Here is an 18,280-nt window from a genome sequence, read left to right as displayed (position 1 = left end):
GTGGTTCGGAAGGAGGGAACCGCGGTGCGGTGCGTCCTGGAGCCGGTCAGGACAGCCCCAGTTCGTCGTCGAGGAGATCGAAGATCTCGTCGGCCGTCGCGGACTGGATTTCCCGCTCGTGGGCGGTGCTGTCCTGTGCACTGTGCGTTTCATTCCACTTCGCCAGAAGGTCTCGCAGCCGGGCGGTGATGCCCGCGCGTTCGACGTCGTCGGGGGCGACCGTCGAGAGGATCGATTCGAGCTTGTCGAGTTCCGCGTGGACGGGCCGGCGGGACGGGTCGCCCTGGCCGAGCCGCTCGCCGAGGTACGCGGCGAGCGCGGCGGGGGACGGGTAGTCGAAGATCAGCGTGACGGGAAGCCGCAGTCCGCTGTGCGCCGTGAGCCGGTTGCGCAGGTCGACCGCCGTCAGCGAGTCGAAGCCCAGGTCGAGGAAGCCCCGCCCGGCATCGACGTCGTCCGCGTCCCGGTGGCCGAGCACGGCGGCCACCTGGCCGCGGACCAGCTCCATGAGCGCCTGGTCGCGTTCGGCGGGCGCCAGGCCCGCGAGGCGCTCCTCGAGGGAGCCGGCGGGGTCGGTGGCGTGCCGGTTCGCGGTGCGCGTCCCGGAGTCGGCGGCGCGGCGCGCGGGGGTGCGCACCAGGCCGCGCAGCAGCGGCGGCAGGGTGCCGTCGGCGGCCTGGGCGCGCAGGGCCGCCGGTTCGGTCCGCATGGGTACGAGGACGGCGTCGTCCAGCGTGTGGGCGGTGTCGAACAGCGCGAGGCCCTCGTGGGGGGCGAGCGCGGCCACCCCGGAGCGGGCCATGCGGGCCAGGTCGGTGTCGTCCAGGGCGCCGGCCATGCCGTCGGCGGCGGCCCACAGGCCCCAGGCCAGTGACCGGCCGGGCAGCCCGTGGGCGCGCCGGTGCTGGGCGAGGGCGTCCAGGTAGCTGTTGGCGGCGGCGTAGTTGCCCTGGCCGGCGGCGCCGAAGCAGCCGGCGACGGAGGAGAAGAGCACGAACGCGGTGAGGGGGTGGCCCTCGGTCAGCTCGTGCAGGTTCCATGCCGCGTCGACCTTGGGGCGGAGGACGGTGTCGAGGCGTTCGGGGGTGAGGGAGTCGATGATGCCGTCGTCGAGAACGCCGGCGGTGTGGACGACGGCCGTGAGCGGATGGTCCTGGGGTACGGCGGCGAGGACCGCCGCCAGGGCCTGCCGGTCGGACGCGTCGCAGGCCGCCCAGGTCACCCCCGCACCGGACTCGGCCAGCTCCCGGGCGAGCTCTGCCGCACCGGGCGCAGCTTCACCCCGGCGGCTGAGCAGCAGCAGATGCCGCACACCGTGCTCGGCCACCAGATGACGGGCCACCAGCCGGCCGAGCGTACCCGTCGCACCGGTCACCAGCACCGTCCCCTCGGCCCCGTACGCAGAGGTCCCGACGGAGGCGGTGGCGGAGTCGGCGGTCTCGGAGTCGGCGGTGGCGAAGTCGGCGGTCGCGGCGTCGGGCGTTTCGGAGGCCGCCCGGGCGATCCGGCGCAGGCGGAAGGCGTGCGCCTCGCCGGCCCGCAGCGCGAGCTGCGGCTCGTCGGTCGCGAGCGCCGCGGCCAGGGCCCCGAAAGAGGCCTCGGTGCCGTCGGTGTCCGCGAGGACGAACCGGCCGGGGTTCTCCGACTGCGCGGACCGCACCAGGCCCCACACGGGCGCGTGGGTCAGGTCCGCGACCCGCTCGCCGGGGGCGGCGGCGACCGCGCCCCGGGTCAGGACCACCAGCCGGGAGCCGTCGAGGCGTTCCTCGGCCTGCCACTCCTGGACCAGGGCGAGCGCCTGGTGCGTGGCCGTCCTGGCGGCCGCGGCGGGGTCTCCGCCGGAGGCGCCGGGCGACAGGGGGACGACGACGACGTCGGGTGCCGTGGCGCCCGCCGCGAGGTCGGCGCGCAGCTCGCCGAGGCCCGCGTACACGTCGAGCCGTTCGCCCGCGACCCTGAGGTCGGGTGCGTCGGCGCCGAGCACGGCCCAGCGCTCCCCGGCGGGGACGGCCCCGGCGGGCAGGGCCAGCGGGGTCCACTCGACGCCGAACAGCGACTCGTGGTGCGCGGCACCGTCCCGGCCGAGCTGCTCCGCCGTGACGGGCCGGAGGACCAGGGAGTCGACGGAGGCCACCGGCGCGCCGGTGGAGTCGGCGACGTCCAGGGCGACACCGCCGGACCCGGTGGCGGTCAGCCGGACGCGCAGTCCGGCGGCTCCGGACGCGTGCAGCCGTACACCGGTCCAGGCGAAGGGCAGTCGGGCCCCTTCGGCCGGGGCGTCGGTGGACGCGCCGGGGGTGCCGAGGCCGAGGGCGTGCAGGGCGGCGTCGAGCAGTGCCGGGTGCACCCCGTAGGCGGCGGCGTCGGCCTCGTGGGCCTCGTCGAGGGTGACCTCGACGAACAGTTCGTCGCCTCGCCTCCAGACGGCGCTCAGCCCCTGGAAGGCGGGCCCGTAGCCGAGCCCCGCCGCTGCCGCCGCCGGGTAGAACCCGTCGGTGGGGACGGGCTCCGCGCCGGCCGGCGGCCACTGGGCCAGGTCGGCGGCGCGCGTGGGCGCGGTGCGGGCCAGGACACCGGTGGCGTGCCGGGTCCACGGCTCGTCGGCCGGGGCGTCGGCGCGGCGGGAGTGCAGGGTCAGCGTCCGGCGCCCGGAGTCGTCCGGTGCGTCGACGGCGAGCTGGAGCTGGACGGCGCCCTGGTCGGGCAGGGTGAGCGGGGCTTCGATGGCCAGCTCGTCGAGGGTGTCGCAGCCGGCCTGTTCAGCGGCCCGCAGGGCCAGTTCGACGAACGCGGTGCCGGGCAGCAGGACGGTGTCCATGACCGTGTGGTCGGCGAGCCAGGGGTGGGTGGACAGCGCGAGGCGCCCGGTGAGGACCAGTCCGCCGGAGGCGGGCAGGTCGACGGTGGCGCCGAGCAGCGGGTGGCCGGCCGTCTCCAGGCCCGCCGCCATCACGTCCTCGGTGGACACGCCGACGTCGAGCCAGTAGCGCTTGCGCTGGAAGGCGTACGTGGGCAGCTCGACCCGCCGGGCGCCGGTCCCGGCGTAGTAGGCGTCCCAGTCGACCGTCACGCCCTGCACGTGGGCGCGGGAGAGGGCGGTCGCCAGCGTGACGGCCTCGGGGCGGCCGGTGCGCAGGGCGGGCACGAAGACCGCGTCGGTGTCGCCGGTCACGCACTCCTCGGCGAGGGCGGACAGGACGCCGTCGGGGCCGAGTTCGAGGTACGTGGTGACGCCCTCGGCTTCGAGGGTGCGGACGCCGTCGAGGAAGCGGACCGCCTCGCGGACATGGCGTACCCAGAAGTCGGCGGACGCCATGTCGTCGGTGACGAGCGCGCCGGTCAGGTTCGACACGACGGGGATGCGGGGCGTTCCGTAGACCAGCCCCTCGGCGACCTTGCGGAAGTCGGCGAGCATGCCGTCCATGTGCGGCGAGTGGAACGCGTGGCTGACGGCCAGGCGCTTGGTCTTACGGCCCTGGGCCTCGAAGACCTGGGCGATGGCGACCGCCGGGTCCTCGTCACCCGCGACCACGACCGACCGCGGGCCGTTGATCGCCGCGATGCTCACCCGCTCGGTGAGCATCGGCAGGACCTCGTCCTCCGACGCCTGCACCGCGATCATCACGCCACCGCCGGGCAGCGCCTGCATCAGCCGCCCGCGGGCGGCGACCAGCTCACCGGCGTCCTGGAGGGAGAGCACCCCCGCGACGTGCGCGGCGGCGATCTCACCGATCGAATGGCCGGCGAGGAAGTCCGGCGTCAGGCCCCACGACTCGACCAGCCGGAACAGCGCCACCTCGACCGCGAACAGCGCGGGCTGGGTGAACTCGGTCCGGTCGAGCGCGGCCCGGTCGTCGCCGAACAGGACGTCCTTCAGCGGTGTGCCGAGGTGCCGGTCCAGTTCGGCACAGACCTCGTCCAGCGCCCGCGCGAAGGCGGGGTACGTCTCGGACAGCTCACGCCCCATCCCCGGCCGCTGGCTCCCCTGGCCGGTGAAGAGGAAGGCCGTGCGGCCCTCGCGGGCGGTGCCGCGCACGAGTCCCGCCGTGTCCTCGCCGCGCGCCAGGGCGTTCAGGCCGCGCAGCAGGTCGGCGCGGTCCCCGGCGAGCAGCGCGGCCCGCTGTTCCAGCGCCGAGCGGGTGGTCGCCAGGGACAGGCCCAGGTCGACGGTGCGCAGCCCCGGGTCGGCCTGGACGTGCGCGTGGAGGCGGCGGGCCTGGGCGCGCAGCGCGTCCTCGCCGCGGGCCGAGACCAGCAGCGGGACGGGTACCCGTCCGGCGGCGGTGCCGGGTGCCGGCGGGGCCGGTGCGGGCTCCGGCTCGGGGGCCTGCTCGATGATGGCGTGCGCGTTGGTGCCGCTGATGCCGAACGAGGAGACGCCCGCGCGGCGCGGCCGTCCGGTCTCCGGCCACTCCACGGCCTCGGTGAGGAGGGACACGGCGCCCGCCGACCAGTCGACGTGCGGGGTGGGCTCGTCGACGTGCAGGGTCCGCGGGAGCACCCCGTGGCGCATCGCCATGACCATCTTGATGACGCCGGCGACGCCCGAGGCGGCCTGGGTGTGGCCGAGGTTGGACTTCACCGAGCCGAGCAGCAGCGGCTGGTCGCCGGTGTGCTCCTGACCGTAGGTGGCGAGGAGGGCCTGGGCCTCGATGGGGTCGCCCAGGGTGGTGCCGGTGCCGTGCGCCTCGACGGCGTCGACCTGTGCGGCGGTGACCCCGGCGTTGGCGAGCGCTGCGCGGATGACGCGCTGCTGGGAGGGGCCGTTGGGGGCGGTGAGCCCGTTGCTGGCGCCGTCCTGGTTGACGGCCGAGCCGCGCACGACCGCCAGGACCTGGTGGCCGTTGCGGCGGGCGTCGGACAGCCGCTCCAGCAGGAGCATGCCGGCGCCCTCGCCCCAGCCCGTACCGTCCGCCGCGGCGGCGAAGGACTTGCAGCGGCCGTCGGCGGCCAGGCCCCGCTGGCGGCTGAACTCGATGAACGTGCCGGGGGTGAACATCACGGTGACACCGCCCGCGAGGGCCAGGGAGCACTCGCCGTTGCGCAGCGCCTGCGCGGCGAGGTGCAGGGCCACCAGCGACGACGAGCAGGCCGTGTCGACGGTGACCGCGGGTCCCTCCAGGCCGAAGGTGTAGGCGACGCGGCCCGACACGATGCTGCTGGAGCTGCCGGTGCCGAGGTAGCCCTCGACGCCGTCGGGCACGGCGTGCAGGCGTGCGCCGTAGTCGTGGTACATGACGCCCGCGAAGACGCCGGTACGGCTGCCCCGTACGGTCGCCGGGTCGATCCCGGCCCGCTCGAAGGCCTCCCAGGTCGTCTCCAGCAGCAGTCGCTGCTGCGGGTCCATCGCCAGCGCCTCACGCGGCGAGATGCCGAAGAAGGAGGCGTCGAACTCGGCGGCGTCGTGCAGGAACCCGCCGTCCCGCGCGTAGGACGTGCCCTGGCTCTCCGGGTCGGGGTCGTACAGTCCCTCGGTGTCCCAGCCGCGGTTCTCGGGGAGCCGGGTGATGCCGTCCGCCCCGGCGGTGAGCATCTGCCACAAGTCCTCCGGGCTGCGTACGTCCCCGGGGTAGCGGCAGCTCATGGCGACGATCGCGATGGGCTCGTCGTCGGCCGCGGTGGTGACGGGGCCGCCGGTCGCCGCGGCCGCGGCGTCGTCCCCGTCGCCCTCGTCGCCGAGGAGTTCGGCGCGCAGGTGGCGGGCGAGGACGGTCGGGTCCGGATAGTCGAAGATCAGGGTGGCGGGCAGGCGCAGCGCGGTCGCGGCGTTCAGGCGGTTGCGGAGTTCCACGGCGGTGAGCGAGTCGAAGCCCAGCTCCTTGAACGCCCGGCCCGACTCGACGGCCGCCGGGCCCGCGTGGCCCAGCACCGCGGCGACCTGGGTGCGCACCACGTCCAGCAGGGCGCGGTCCTGTTCGGCGGCGGACAGGCCCGCCAGCCGGCGGCGCAGCTCGGTCTCGCCGGCCCCGGCGGTGGTGGCGGCGTCGACGGTACGCCGGGTCACTCCCCGGACGAGCCCGCGCAGCAGGGGCGCGACGGTGCCCGCCGCGGCCTGGGCGCGCAGGGCCTCGGTGTCGACCCGCATGAGGGCCACGGCCGCGTCGTCGAGGGAGACGGCCGTGTCGAACAGGCCCAGTCCGTCGGCGGCCGTCAGCGGCGGCAGTCCGGCCCGGCGCATCCGGTTGACGTCGGCCGCGTCGAGCGCGCCGGCCATGCCGTCGGCGACGGACCACAGGCCCCAGGCCATCGCGGTGGCCGGGAGGCCGTGGGCGCGGCGGTGCTGGGCGAGGGCGTCCAGGAAGGAGTTGGCGGCGGCGTAGTTGCCCTGGCCGGGGCCGCCGAAGAGGCCGGAGGTGGAGGAGAAGACCACGAACGCCGACAGGTCGAGGTCGCGGGTCAGCTCGTGCAGGTGCCAGGCCGCGTCGACCTTGGGGCGCAGGACCGTGGACAGCCGCTCGGGGGTCAGCGAGGTGATGACCCCGTCGTCGAGGACGCCCGCGGTGTGGACGACGGCGCTCAGCGGGTGCTCGGCGGGAACGTCCGCGAGCAGCGCGGCCAGCGCGTCCCGGTCGGCCACGTCGCACGCGGCCCAGGTCGCGTGGGCGCCGGATTCGGCGAGTTCGGCGGTGAGTTCGGCGGCGCCCGGCGCGTCGGCACCGCGACGGCCGACGAGGAGCAGCCGGTCCACGCCGTGCTCGGCGACCAGGTGCCGGGCGGTGAGCCGGCCCAGCGCACCGGTCGCGCCGGTGATCAGGACCGTTCCGCCGGGTCCGAACGCGGGGGCGCGGCCGGGCTCGTCCTGCCCGGTCTCGACGCGGGCGAGGCGGGGGACGCGCACGGAGCCGGCACGCAGCGCGAACCGCTCCTCGTCCGAGGCGAGGGCCGCCCCGAGGGCGCGGTCGGACAGGTCGTGCCCGTCGGTGTCGACGAGCGCGATCCTGCCGGGGTTCTCCGTCTGCGCGGACCGCAGCAGGCCCCACGCCGTGGCGGCGGCCAGATCGGTGACGTCCTCGTCCGGGCCGGCCGCGACCGCCCCGCGGGTGAGGAACACCAGACGGGAGGCGGCGAACCGCTCGTCGGCCAGCCAGGTCCGGGCGAGCGCCAGCGCGTCATGGGCGGCGGCGTGCACGGCCGCCGGGGTGAGGGCGCCGGACAGCGGCGCCCGCTCGACGAGCACCTCGTCCGGTACGGCCGTCCCGGCGTCGACGGCGGCGGCGAGCGCGGCCAGGTCGGGATACCGGTCGGCGTCGGGGTGACGGTCGGAGCCGGGGTACCGGTCGGCGTCGGGGTGACGGTCGGAGCCGGGGTGACGGTCGGGGCCGTCGCCTGCGGGGCCGGTGGGGGTGAGGGACGTGGCGGGGCCGGTGAGGAGCGCGTACCGGACCGCGGGGGCGGTGGTGTGCGCGTCGGTGCCGGGCAGCTCCGTCCACTGCTGGCGGAACACCGACTCGTGGTAGGTCGTACGGGCCGCGCGGAGCTGGTCGGCCGTCACCGGGCGCAGCCCCAGCGACTCGACGGTCGCGACCGGGGCGCCCGAGGCGTCGGCGATCTCCAGCCGGACCCCTTCGGCGCCGGCCGGCGAGAGGCGGACCCGCAGCGCGGCGGCACCGCCCGCGTGCAGCGACACGCCCGACCAGGCGAAGGGCAGCCTGCCCCGGCCGTCGTCGGCGCCGATGCCGCCCAGGCCGATGGCGTGCAGGGCCGCGTCCAGCAGCGCCGGGTGCAGACCGAACCGGCCGGCCTCGTCCTCGGTGCCCTCCGGCAGCCTGACCTCGGCGTAGACCTCGCCGTCCCGCTGCCATGCCGTGCGCAGGCCCCGGAAGGTGGGCCCGTAGGCGAACCCGATGTCGGCGAGCTGGTCGTACCGCCCGTCCAGGTCCACCTCGGTGGCGCCGGCCGGGGGCCAGTCCGCCGGGCCGGACGCGGCCGGGGTGCGCCCGCCCACGGCGAGCACACCGCTGGCGTGCCGCGTCCACGGCTCCTCGGCCGCCAGCCCCTCGGCCCGCGAGTGCAGGGCGAGCGGGCGGCGCCCGTCCTCCTCGGCCGCGCCCACCCACACGCGGAGCTGGACGCCCCCGTGCTCGGGCAGGACCAGCGGGGCCTCCAGCGTCAGCTCCTCGAGGTGGTCGCAGCCGAGCTGGTCACCGGCGCGGGTGGCCAGCTCCACGAAGGCGGTGCCGGGCAGCAGGACACTGCCGAGGATCGCGTGGTCGGCCAGCCAGGGGTGCGTGGAGAGCGCCAGCCGCCCGGCGAACACCATGCCGTCCGACTCGGGCAGGGCGACCCCGGCGCTCAGCAGCGGGTGCCGGGTGTCGTCCAGGCCGATCGCCTCGACGTCGCCGAGGTGGAGGGAGGAGACGGCCGGCCAGTAGCGCTGCCGCTGGAAGGCGTACGTCGGCAGGTCGACCCGCCGGGCGCCCGTGCCGGCGAAGTACGCCGCCCAGTCGACGGGGACGCCATGGGCGTGTGCCTGGGCGAGGGCGGTGGTGACGGTCTCCGCCTCGGGCCGGCCGTTGCGCAGCGCGGGCGCGAAAACGGGGTCGGTGTCGGTGTCGGTGTCGCCGGTCAGGCAGTCCTGGGCCAGGGCCGACAGGATCCCGTCGGGGCCGAGTTCCAGGTACGTGGTGACCCCGGCGGCCTCCAGCGCCCGGACACCGTCCAGGAACCGCACGGCTTCCCGGACGTGCCGTACCCAGAAGTCCGCCGAACCCATCTCGTCCGTGACCAGCGCACCGGTCAGATTCGACACGACGGCGATACGCGGAGCCTCGTACGAGATCGACTCCGCGACGGTACGGAAGTCGTCCAGCATGCCGTCCATGTGCGGCGAGTGGAACGCATGGCTCACGCTCAGCCGCTTGGTCTTACGACCCTGCTGCTCGAAGTGCTCGGCGATGGACACCGCGTCCGCTTCGTCGCCCGCGACCACGACCGACTGCGGGCCGTTGATCGCCGCGATGCTCACCCGCTCGGTGAGCAGCGGAAGGACCTCGTCCTCCGAGGCTTGGACCGCGATCATCACGCCACCGGACGGCAGCGCCTGCATCAGACGGCCACGAGCCGCCACCAGCGTGCAGGCATCCTCCAGGGACAGCACCCCGGCCACATGGGCGGCCGCGATCTCACCGATCGAATGCCCCGCCAGATAGTCGGGCTTCACGCCCCAGCTCTCGACGAGCCGGAACAGCGCCACCTCGACCGCGAACAGCGCGGGCTGGGTGAACTCCGTGCGGTCCAGCGCGGCCCGGTCGTCGCCGAACAGGACGTCCTTCAGCGGTACGTCGAGATGGGCGTCCAGGTGCGCGCAGGCCGCGTCCAGCGCGTCCGCGAACGCCGGGAAGGCCTCGTACAGGCCACGGCCCATGCCCGGCCGCTGGCTGCCCTGACCGGTGAACAGGAACGCCGTCTTCCCGGCGACCGGCGAGCCGGTGACGACGCCCGCCGCCGTGCCGTCGTCCGCCAGCGCGGCGAGGCCCGCCAGCAGACCCTCACGGTCCGCGGCGACCACGGCCGCGCGCTGCTCGAACGCCGAGCGGCCGACCGCCAGGGACAGGCCCAGGTCCACCGGGCGCAGTTCGGGGTGCCGTGTGGCGTGGGCGTGGAGCCGGCGGGCCTGGTCGCGCAGGGCGTCCCGGCTCCTGGCCGAGACGAGCCACGGCAGCGGGCCGTCGCCGCGTCCGGCGGCCGCGGGGGGCGCGGGGAGGTCGGCGGGCGTGCCCTCGGGCAGGTCGTCCTGGGCAGGGGCCTGCTCGATGATGGTGTGGGCGTTCGTTCCGCTGATGCCGAAGGACGAGACGCCGGCCCGGCGCGGGCGGCCGGTCTCCGGCCACGCCTGTGCCTCGGCCAGCAGGCGTACGCGGCCCGCCGTCCAGTCGACGTGCGGGGTCGGCTCGTCGACGTGCAGGGTCTGCGGGAGCACTCCGTGCCGCATCGCCAGCACCATCTTCATCACCCCGGCGACACCGGCGGCGGCCTGGGTGTGGCCCAGGTTCGACTTGATGGAGCCGAGCAGCAGCGGCCGGTCCTCGGGCCGGTCCTGGCCGTAGGTGGCCAGCAGCGCCTGCGCCTCGATCGGGTCGCCCAGCTTGGTGCCGGTGCCGTGCGCCTCGACGGCGTCGACGTCGGCGGTCGTGAGGCCGCCACCGGCGAGGGCCTGGCGGATGACGCGCTGCTGGGAGGGGCCGTTGGGGGCCGTGAGCCCGTTGCTGGCGCCGTCCTGGTTGATCGCCGAGCCGCGGACGACCGCCAGCACCGGGTGCCCGTTCTTGCGCGCGTCCGACAGGCGCTCGACGAGGAGCATGCCGACGCCCTCGCCCCAGCCCGTGCCGTCGGCGGCGGCCGCGAAGGCCTTGATGCGGCCGTCCTCCGCCAGACCCCGCTGGCGGCTGAAGTCGATGAAGGAGGCGGGGGTGGACATCACCGTCACGCCACCGGCCAGCGCCATGGTGCACTCGCCCTGCCGCAGCGCCTGGATCGCCCAGTGCAGGGCGACGAGCGACGACGAGCAGGCGGTGTCCACGGTGACGGCCGGGCCCTCCAGGCCCAGGACGTAGCTGACACGGCCGGAGACGACGCTCGCGGCGTTGCCGGTGCCGAGGAAGCCCTCGACGCCGTCGGGGGCGGCCAGGATGAGGTTCAGGTAGTCCTGGCCGTTGGTGCCGGTGAAGACGCCGATCTGTTCGCCCCGCACGGTGGCGGGGTCGATGCCGGCCCGCTCGAAGGCCTCCCAGGACGTTTCGAGGAGCAGCCGCTGCTGCGGGTCCATCGCCAGCGCCTCGCGCGGCGAGATCCCGAAGAACGCCGGGTCGAAGTCGGTGGCGTCGGCGAGGAAGCCGCCCTCGCGGACGTAACTGGTGTTCTCGGCGACGGACTCGGGGTCGTACAGCCCGTCCAGGTCCCAGCCGCGGTCGGCGGGGAACCCGGAGATGGCGTCGCGGCCGCTGACGAGCAGCTCCCAGAGGTCCTCCGGGGTGCGCACACCGCCGGGGAAGCGGCAGCTCATCGCGACGATCGCGATCGGGTCGTCGTCGGTGGCCGGCGCGGCGGACGCGGCGGCGCGGTGGGCCGTGTCCGGTGCCCGCGAGCCGAGCAGTTCGTCCTGGAGGAAGGAGGCCAGGGCGAAGGAGTTGGGGTAGTCGAAGATCAGGGTCGCGGGCAGCCGCAGGCCGGTGCGGGCGGTGAGGAGGTTACGGATCTCCACCGCGGTGAGGGAGTCGAAGCCGAGGTCCCGGAAGGCGCTGGCCGGGTCGACGGATTCCGGTCCGGCGTGGCCGAGCACGGCGGCCACCTGGGTGCGGACGAAGTCCAGGGCCAGCCGGTCGCGTTCGTCGGCGGGGGCGTCCGCGAGGCGCGCGGCGAGGGTGTCGGCGGGGCCGCCGGGCTCACCGGCGGTGGCGGACCCCTGGGCCTCGGTGAGGGCCTGGGCGGCCTCCGGGAGGTCTCCGATCAGCGGGCAGGGGCGTACGGCGGTGAGACCGGGGGCCAGCCGCTGCCAGTCGATGTCGGCGACGACGGAGGCGGTCTCGTCCAGGGTGAGTGCCGTGCGCAGCGCGGACAGGGCCGTCGTGGGCGCGAGGGCGGGCAGGCCGGACTGCCGGAGACGTTCGGCGACGAGGTCGTCGGTGGCCATGCCGCCGTCGGCCCAGGCGCCCCAGGCGAGCACGGTGGCGGGCAGCCCGTCGGCGCGGCGCTGCTCGGCGAGGGCGTCGAGGTGGGCGTTGGCGGCGGCGTAGTTGGCCTGTCCGGCGGCGCCGAAGACGGCGGCGACGGAGGAGAAGAGGACGAAGGCGGACAGGTCCAGGTCGCGGGTCAGCTCGTGCAGGACGTGCGCCGCGTGGGCCTTGGGACGCAGCACGCCGGCGAGACGGCCCGGCGTCTGGGCGTCCAGGACGCCGTCGTCGAGTACGCCGGCGGCGTGGACGACCGTGGTCAGGGGGTGCTCGGCCGGGACGGCCGCGAGGAGCGCGGCGACGGCGTCGCGGTCGGCGACGTCGCAGGCGGCGAAGGTGACCTCGGCGCCCAGCTCGCGCAGTTCGGCGGCGAGTTCGCCGGTGCCCTCGGCGTCCGGGCCGCGCCTGCTGACCAGCAGCAGGTGGTCGGCCCCGGCGGTGGCGAGGAGGCGGGCGACGTGCCGGCCGAGTGCGCCGGTGCCGCCGGTGACCAGGGCGGTGCCGGTGGTGGTCCACTCGGTGGCGGGGCGCTCCTCGCGGGGGGCGCGGGCCAGTCGGCGGACGAAGACGCCGGTGGAGCGTACGGCGAGGTGGTCCTCGGTGCCGAGGCCGCCCAGGACGTCGGCGAGGCGGCCGGTGGCGCGCTCGTCGGGCGTCTCGGGCAGGTCGACGAGGCCGCCCCAGCGGTGCGGGATTTCGAGGGCGGCGGTGCGGCCGAGGCCCCAGACCTGGGCCTGGGTGACGCTGGCGAGCCGGTCGGAGCGGCCGGTGGAGACCGCGCCCCGGGTGGCGGCCCACAGCGGGGCGTCGACACCGGCGTCGCCCAGGGCCTGGACCAGGGCGGTGGTGGCGGCGAGCCCGGCGGACAGCGCCGGGTCCTCGGGGTGGGGCCGCTCGTCGAGTGCCAGCAGCGACAGCACGCCGACGGGGGCGCCGACGGGCGAGGCGGCTGTGGCGGTGGCGTCGGCGGTGGCGGCTCCGGCGGCGGCGGTGGCGTCGGCGGCGGCTTCGGTGGCCGCTCCGGTCCGCGCGAGGGTGTCGCCGATGTGCCGGGCCATGGCGGCGCGGTCGTCGAGGGCCGCGTCGAGTACGAGGGTGCTGACGGTGGCCCCGCGGGCGGTCAGCGCGGCCCGGGCCGCCGTGGCCCACGGGTCGTCCGCGTGTCCGGCGGGGACGGCGAGCAGCCAGTTCCCGGTGAGGGGTGCGGAGGTCGTGTCCGTGAGCGGCTTCCAGGTGACCCGGTAGCGCCAGCCGTCCACGGTGTCGCGGTCACGGTGGCGGCGGTGCCAGGCGGAGAGGGCGGGCAGCACGCTGCTGAGCGGCTCGTCCCCGTCGACGCCGAGGGTGTCGGCGAGCGCGGCGAGGTCCTCGCTGTCGACGACCTCCCAGAACTTGGCGTCCCCGGTGCCCAGTTCGCCGCCGTCGGCGGGGCCCGTGAGGTCGGTGAAGGGGTCGCGCGGCCAGTACAGCTCGCGCTGGAAGGCGTACGTGGGCAGGTCGACGCGCCGGGCGCCGGTGCCGGCGAACCGGGCGGCCCAGTCCGGGGACAGTCCGCGCACATGGGCGCCCGCGACGGCCGCGGTCACCGACCAGACCTCGCTCCGGCCGGCGCGCAGCGCGGGCAGGAAGGCCGCGGCACGCGGGCCGGTGGCGGTCCGGCACTCCTGGCCGAGGGCGGACAGGACGCCGCCGGGGCCGAGTTCGACGTACGTGGTGACCCCGCGGCTCTCCAGCCAGCGGACGCCGTCGAGGAACCGGACGGCCTCGCGGACGTGGCGTACCCAGAAGTCGGCGGTGGCGATCTCGTCGGTGGCCAGGGCGCCGGTGAGGTGGGTGACGAGCGGGATGCGCGGGCTCTCGTACGCGATGCGGTCCGCGACCTCGCGGAAGGCGTCGAGCATGCCGTCCATGTGCGGCGAGTGGAACGCGTGGCTGACCGTCAGGCGCTTGGTCTTGCGGCCCTGGGCCTCGAAGTGCGCGGCGACGGTGACCGCGTCGGCCTCGTCACCGGCGACGACGACCGACCGAGGGCCGTTGATGGCGGCGATGCTCACCCGGTCCGTCAGGAGCGGGAGGACCTCGTCCTCCGACGCCTCGACGGCGATCATGACGCCACCGGCGGGCAGCGCCTGCATCAGCCGGCCGCGGGCGGCCACCAGCGTGCAGGCGTCCTCCAGCGAGAACACCCCGGCCACATGGGCGGCGGCGATCTCGCCGATCGAGTGACCGGCCAGGAAGTCGGGCTTCAGGCCCCAGCTCTCCACCAGGCGGTACAGCGCGACCTCGACCGCGAACAGTGCGGGCTGGGTGAACTCCGTCCGGTCGAGGGCGTCCCGGTCGTCACCGAACAGGACGTCCTTCAGCGGGCGGGCGAGGCGTGCGTCGAGCTGGGCGCAGACCGCGTCCAGCGCCTCCGCGAACACCGGGTACGTCTCGTACAGTTCACGGCCCATGCCCAGTCGCTGGCTGCCCTGACCGGTGAACAGGAACGCCAGTTTGCCCTCGGTGGCGCTGCCTTCGAAGACGTCGGCGGAGGGGCGGCCCTCGGCGACTGCCGCGAGCCCGGCCATCAGGGTGTCCCGGTCGTGGGCGACGACGGCGGCCCGGCGGTCCAGGGCGGCCCGGGTGAGGGCCTGCGAGAAGGCGACGTCGGCGAGACCGAGGCCCGGGCGGGTGGTGAGGTGGGCGTGCAGGGCCGCGGCCTGGGAACGCAGCGCGGCCTCGGTCCGGCCGGACAGGACCACGGGCAGGGCGGCCGTCCGGCCGCTCGGGGACGACGCGTCGGCGGCGGTCCCCGGGGCGGTCCCCGGCGTGCCCTCCGCGCCGCTCTCGGACGCGCCTTCCGCGCCGCTCTCCGGGGCGCTCTCCAGGATGATGTGGGCGTTGGTGCCGCTCATGCCGAACGACGAGACGCCGATGCGGCGCGGCTGGTCGGTCAGCGGCCACGGCCGCGCCTCGGTGAGCAGGGACACGTCCCCCGCCGACCAGTCGACGTGCGGCGTCGGCTCGTCCACGTGCAGGGTGCGCGGCAGCACACCGTGGCGCATCGCCATGACGCTCTTGATGACGCCCGCGACACCGGCGGCGGCCTGGGCGTGGCCGATGTTGGTCTTGAGGGAGCCGAGCCACAGCGGCCGGCCGTCGGGGCGGTCCTGGCCGTAGGTGGCGATGAGGGCCTGCGCCTCGATGGGGTCGCCGAGCCCGGTTCCGGTGCCGTGGGCCTCGACCGCGTCGACCTGGTCGGGGGTGAGCCGGGCGTTGGAGAGGGCCTGGAGGATGACGCGCTGCTGGGAGGGGCCGTTGGGGGCGGTCAGGCCGTTGCTCGCGCCGTCCTGGTTGACGGCGGTGCCACGGATGACGGCGAGGACGGGATGCCCCTTGCGGCGCGCGTCGGAGAGCCGCTCGACGAGCAGGATGCCGACGCCCTCGGCGAGGCTGAACCCGTCGGCGTCGGGCGAGAACGCCTTGCACCGTCCGTCGGTGGCGAGCCCGCGCTGCTTGCTGTAGTCGATGAACGTGCCGGGCGCCGACATCAAGGTGGCACCGCCCGCGAGCGCCAGCGAGCACTCGCCGTTGCGCAGCGCCTGCACGGCCAGGTGGAGGGCGACCGAGGAGGACGAGCAGGCGGTGTCGACGGTGACGGCGGGGCCCTCGAGCCCGAAGGTGTAGGAGAGCCGGCCGGAGGCGACGCTCGCCGCGTTGCCGGTGCCGAGGTAGCCCTCCACGTTCTCGGACGAGCTCAGCAGCGCGGTGAGGTAGTCGTGGTTGCTGGTGCCGACGAAGACGCCGACCTGCTTGCCGCGCATCGACGTCGGGTCGATCCCGGCCCGCTCGAACGCCTCCCACGAGGTCTCCAGCAGCAGCCGCTGCTGCGGGTCCATCGCCAGCGCCTCGCGCGGGGATATGCCGAACAGGGACGGGTCGAAACGCGCGAAGTCCTGGACGAAGCCGCCCTGGTTGGCGTAGCTCGTGCCCGGGTGCTCGGGGTCCGGGTGGTAGACGGTGTCCATGTCCCAGCCGCGGTCGGCGGGGAAGCCGGTGATGGCGTCACCGCCGTCGACGACGAGCTGCCACAGCTCCTCGGGCGAGGTGATGCCACCGGGGTACCGGCAGCCCATGCCGACGATGGCGATGGGGTCCTGGTTCTTCGCCTCGACGTCACGCAGCCGCTGACGCGTCTGGTGCAGATCCGCCGTCACCAGCTTCAGGTAGTCCCGCAGCGTCTCTTCATTCGCCATTTAACGCAACCACCCATTTGCAGCAGACGGCATAGGAATCTGTTTTGGAAAAGGCCGAGAATTACATCGGGTATTCAGTCGGCCCAGCCGTGACCGAATCGACTGATCAGCGGCAGGCTATTCGCCGCTCAATCCTCCCGACAACCCCTAACTGCCCCCTACGCACCCCTGGATGGGAGGGTGCGTAGGGGGCAGTGGGGCCCTACGTGAATTCGCCCAGGGGGCTGACCATCCTGACCAATAACCGGAGTTCCGTCAATAACCGAATGCCTGGGATATCCGGTCGGACCGGCCCGGTGTCCGGCCGGGTGGCCGGGCGGTCGAGCGTGGCCCGGAATCGGTCAGGCGCGGCCCAGCCCCTTGTTGATGAAGGCGAACAGCTCCTCGTCGCTCGCGTCCTGGAGCAGTTCGACCTCGTCGAGGACACCGTCCGCCGGGCCGGCCGGTCCCGTCCCGGTCCCGTCGGCCACCGAGGCCGCCGAGGCCGCCGGGTCCTCGCTCTCGTTCCACTTCGCCAGCAGCGACTGGAGCCGCATGGTCACCCGGGCCCGTACGACGTTGTCGGCCGTGCCCCCCTCCAGGACCGCCTCCAGCTTGTCCAGCTCCTCCAGCAGCGGGGCCCCGCCGGCCGCCGCGTCCGGAACGATCCCGGCACGGAGGAAGGCGGCGACGGCGGCGGGCGTCGGGTGGTCGAAGACCAGGCTGGCGGGCAGCTTCAGGCCGCTCGCCGCACCGAGCCGGTTGCGCAGCTCGACCGAGGTGAGCGAGTCGAAGCCCAGCTCCTTGAACGCCCGGCCCGCCTCGACCGCCGACAGGTCGGGGTGGCCCAGGACGGCCGCCACGGCGGTGCGGACCAGCTCCAGCAGCAGCCGCTCCTGCTCCACCTCCGGCAGCCCGGCGAGCTGCCGGCCGAGCGCCACTCCCCCGGCCTGCTCGTCGGCGGACTCGCGCCGGGTCGTCTCGATGATCCGGCGGGCCTCCGGCAGCTCCAGCAGCAGCGGCCTGTCCCGGTCGGCGGTGAAGGCCAGCGTGAACCGCTTCCAGTCCATGTCGGCGACGGTCAGGGTCGTCTCGTCACGGTCCAGGACGTGCTGCAACGAGGCCAGGGTCCGCTCGGCGGACATCGCGAGGATGCCGTGCCGGCGCATGCGGTCGCCCGCGGCGCTCCCCTCGCCCTGCGAGCCGCCCCACGGGCCCCAGGCGATGGACGTGGCGGGCAGCCCGGCCGCACGGCGGTGCTCGGCGAAGGCGTCCAGGAAGGTGTTGCCGGGTGCCTGGTTGCCCTGGCCGGGGGCGCCGAAGGTGGCGGCGAAGGACGAGAACAGCACGAACGCCGACAGGTCCAGGTCCCGGGTCAGCTCGTCCAGGTGGCGCGTCGCGTCCACCTTGAGGCGCAGCACGGCCTCCACCTGCTCCGCGGTGAGCGCCTCGATGACACCGTCGTCCACGACCGCCGCCGCGTGGAACACGGCGGTCAGTGGCCGGTCGGTGGGTATGGCGTCGAGGAGGGTGGCGACGGCGTCGCGGTCGGCCATGTCGCAGGCGGTGATGGTGACCTGGGTGCCGAGTGCGGTGAGTTCGTCGCGCAGTTCGGTGGCGCCGGGGGCGTCGATGCCCCGGCGGCTGGTGAGCAGCAGGTGCTCGGCGCCGTTGCCGGCGAGCCAGCGGGCGACGTGGGCGCCGAGGGCTCCCGTACCGCCGGTGACCAGGGTCGTGCCCTGTGGCTTCCAGGTGCGTGCGGCGGGGGTGTCGGACAGCGGGGCGTGCGCCAGGCGCCGGCCGAACAGGCCGGAGGCACGCAGCGCGACCTGGTCCTCGGCACCGTCACCGGCCAGAACCCCGGCCAGGCGGTCGAGCGTACGGGCGTCGGGACCCGCCGGGTCGGCGGGGAGGTCGACCAGACCGCCCCAGCGCTCGCCCTGCTCCATGGACGCCACCCGCCCGAGGCCCCAGACGAGCGCCTGGGCCGGATCGGCGACCCGCTCGGAACGGCCGGTGGCGATGGCCCCGCTCGTGAGGCACCACAGCGGAGCGGTCACCTCGGCGTCGCCCAGGGCCTGGGACAGCGCCAGCTCGGCGGGGAAGGCCCCGTCGCCGGCGAGGGCGAGGAGGGACACCACACCGGTGGGCGCGCTGCCGGCCGCCGTCTCCTTCAGCAGCGCGGCGAGCCGTTCCCGGCCGGTGGCGGCCGGGACGGTGACGGTACGCACCTCGGCGCCGCGCTCGGCCAGCGACCGGAGCACGGTGTCGGCCAGCCCGGAGCCGGTCTCGGGAACGGCCACCAGCCAGGTGCCCGACAGACGGGAGCCGGCCGGCTCGGCCAGCGGCTTCCAGACCACCCGGTAACGCCAGCCGTCGACAGTCGACTGCTCA

Annotated in this window: 2 protein-coding genes; both read right to left on the bottom strand. The window is 75.3% G+C overall.

All coding sequences use genetic code 11. The features are described from left to right. Positions 1 to 46 precede the first annotated feature (46 nt). A complete protein-coding gene (locus ACZ7LK_RS31910; protein ID WP_471144610.1) occupies positions 47 to 15,907 on the bottom strand; it encodes a type I polyketide synthase in 15,861 nt (5,286 codons plus the stop codon). Positions 15,908 to 16,248: 341 nt separating this feature from the next. After that, positions 16,249 to 18,280, bottom strand: a 2,032-nt coding sequence (locus tag ACZ7LK_RS31905; protein WP_471144609.1) for a beta-ketoacyl reductase, incomplete at its 5' end; no start/stop codon positions are given.

The sequence above is a fragment of the Streptomyces sp. NPDC039423 genome, from assembly GCF_055598725.1.
Note: the sequence above shows the minus strand (reverse complement) of the source record. Positions and strands in the feature narration are given on the sequence as shown.